At 44.9% G+C, this 2,737-nt stretch carries 3 protein-coding genes; 2 read left to right on the top strand and 1 reads right to left on the bottom strand.

Annotated elements, in window-relative coordinates:
• Both AK963_RS33815 and AK963_RS27555 read left to right on the top strand, forming a co-directional pair.
• Positions 1 to 1,082 (top strand): hypothetical protein (locus tag AK963_RS33815; protein WP_175404694.1); only part of this gene is annotated, 1,082 nt, incomplete at its 5' end.
• A 262-nt stretch (positions 1,083 to 1,344) separates the two neighbouring features.
• Positions 1,345 to 1,731 (top strand): hypothetical protein, encoded by a 387-nt coding sequence (locus AK963_RS27555; RefSeq protein WP_066018522.1) that lies wholly within the window; start codon positions 1,345 to 1,347, stop codon positions 1,729 to 1,731.
• 34 nt (positions 1,732 to 1,765) lie between these two features.
• Here AK963_RS27555 and AK963_RS32655 read toward each other — a convergent pair whose 3' ends face one another.
• Positions 1,766 to 2,446: a C2H2-type zinc finger protein gene (locus AK963_RS32655; RefSeq protein ID WP_139117718.1), complete on the bottom strand. Its 681-nt coding sequence runs from the start codon at positions 2,444 to 2,446 to the stop codon at positions 1,766 to 1,768.
• Positions 2,447 to 2,737: the final 291 nt, after the last annotated feature.

The raw sequence follows: 2,737 nt of genomic DNA, 5'->3' as shown, positions 1-2,737 counted from the left end.
AACTTGCCAGCCTCGGTGTCACTATTGCCGAAGCCTTTTCACAGGGAACGCTATCGCTCGAAGAATACACAGAGGCGATGGATGCGAGCCGGGAAAAGCTCAAGTCATTTAAAGAGGAAGCGGAAGACACCAAGGATGCCGTAAAGAATGTTGGCGACAGTGCCGAGCAAGCCGGAGCGCAACAGGCCGAAGCGCTGACCGATGCCTCCACTATTGCCGGAGTTATGGCCGGTCATTACAACACACTGGCCGAAGAGCTACAGGGCATGAGCGGTGCGGCACACGATGCCTTTGTAGCCATGAATGGCGTGGGCAACGTCAACACCAAGGAGGCGATCAGCAGTATTGCCGAACTGAAAAGCCAGCTGGAAGAAACCAGAGAAGAACTCAACAAGCTACAGCACTCCTACACCTTCGATGTCACCGGCATAAGTAGCTGGATGAATGAGACTGCGAAACATGCTGCCTATGTCAAAAGCCAATACTTGGAGCAGAAGATCGCTCTCGAAGAACTGTTAGAGAGTTATGAGCTCGGCGGCTCGACAGCGAGAAGCTTTATCCGTCAGGGCGAGCGAGCCGCTGATACGATGAACCTCCTGAACAATCAGGATTTAGACCGCCTCAACAATGCCATTCGCTCGGCAGAGCAGAACATGGCCAGCCTTGGTGAGAGTTCCCGAAATACCCTCAACAGCCTGCAAGATGAACTGGATGAATTACAGGGCAGGCAGTCGGATATTGAGCAACGCCGTTATCAAAATCAGCGTGACGATCTGAAGGCACAGCAGGCCGAGGCCGTTGCCAAAGGGGATCAGGAGGCGATCAAGAATATCACTTCTGCCCTGCGGATCAGTGAGCAGATTTACAACGAACGTATCCGGCAGGCCAACAATGAAAAAGCCCAAGCCCTCCAAGAGAGCCAGGTGAGCACGTCAGCACCAACCACTCAAACCACACAACCGGCTCCGCAGAAAATTATCCGGCTCGAATACCCCGGCGGTGCGGTCAATGTCGGCATTGATTCAACGGATGAGACAAAGCTTCTGGAAGCTCTGAAAAACGCTGGATTGAGATCGGTTTAAAGATTTTTGATTTCTTCCTGCGTTTGTTTTGGTCTTGTGCAGTAGGCAATTAAACCAGTTATAACAATTACAGGGATCGCCACATATGTTAGGTAAACACCAACGTAAGAAGCAAAATATAGTGTTGCCAAGTAGAGAAGCAAAGTAATCAAACAAACAAATAGGCACTTTTCATAAATCCATTTTTTCATATAAACCCCACTATCGAAGATCGCTGGATTATATGGAAAAAATAGGAAAAAAAGCCAACGAAGGTTTATTTATGCAACTAGACACTATTACCCTCCCGGACGATCTGCTCTGGATCAATGAGTTTGAATGGAACCCCGTCGAGCAAACCACCGAGCGGAGCCTGACCGGGGCTTTGATGGTTCAGGAAGGGCAACTAATACATGGCAGACCAATCATTCTGTCTGGCAATGGCGAAGCCGGTTGGGTATCCCGACTGACGGTCAAGAACCTGTTTGCTCTCTCCAAAGCGGCCAATAAAACAATGACTCTAACGCTCCCGGATAGTCGGCAGTTCTCCGTTATCTTTGATCGGTCTAACGGTGCTCCTGTAGAGGCACAGCAGGTCTTACCGTTTGCTTATCCAGAGGATAGTGATCAATACTTTTTAACTCTAAGACTGCAAACAATTAAAGAATGAACTACCCAGAAGCTAGCTCGAGATAATTAAATCCTCAGAGATTAAAATACACAAGATCATTCTCAGAAATATCATTTAGATCACTACTAAGTCTTATTTCTTTGTCTTCCTGCTGAATGGGATCAGCAGTATTACTGTTTGATAAAAAAGTATTATAGGGTTGGCAATTTATACCGCTACTATGCAGGGGTAATTCATTAGGAAGACGAGGATGAGAATATATTCCGTAATTGAATGTCTTCAATGTGGAAGCTTGATAAGTTGTCAGTGAACTTGTTCCAGAGGGGAGGGGTGGCTCTGAAGGTGTGACAGTTTTCGCTTGTAGCGAGCGATTTACTGCTACTTTGTTATCATGTTTTTTTTCATGATCTTTTAGGCTAGTAGGGTGCTTAAAGGTCTTATCACAATAGGTGCATTGTCTTAATTTTACATTTGTATGATATCTACTTTTGTGTACCCCTAAAGATGCTTTAGATGAGAATAAAGAATTGCATTCAGGGCATTGGATGGTTTTCCTTTTCTTTACAGGCTTATCACTTGTCGAAGCTCTGTCTGGAAAACTAGAACTAACCATTTTGTCTTGGGCAGTGACGGTACAGTTATTAAATTTTGAAGTAACGTTAGAAGTATTCCTCTGCGTAACATTGTTGGAATCAATATTTATCCCTGCTTGGACACAGGCAGTATGAAGAGGGTCTTGTGATGGATTTAGCATTATTGGATTACTGAATTATTGAATTATTGAATTATTGAATTATTGAATTATTGAATTACAGCTTAAGACCACGCTTTCTTATAAAAGTTCCTCCCTTTCACAACTCATTCTCAATTTATGTCAACCAAGCATAAGGATTTGCTATGGCTATTACTAATAGCGATGTAAAACTCTTCGAAAGCCAACGCCTAACCGATGAGGAAGATGGTGGTGGTCGGGTGACGGGTAACGAGGTCATTGATGGCAACGTCAATAATCTCTTTCAGGACATTTCCCGGATCGACCGAACCA

The organism is Endozoicomonas atrinae (assembly GCF_001647025.1).
Lineage (GTDB): Bacteria > Pseudomonadota > Gammaproteobacteria > Pseudomonadales > Endozoicomonadaceae > Endozoicomonas > Endozoicomonas atrinae.
This window is presented reverse-complemented; position numbering and strand designations above follow the sequence as displayed.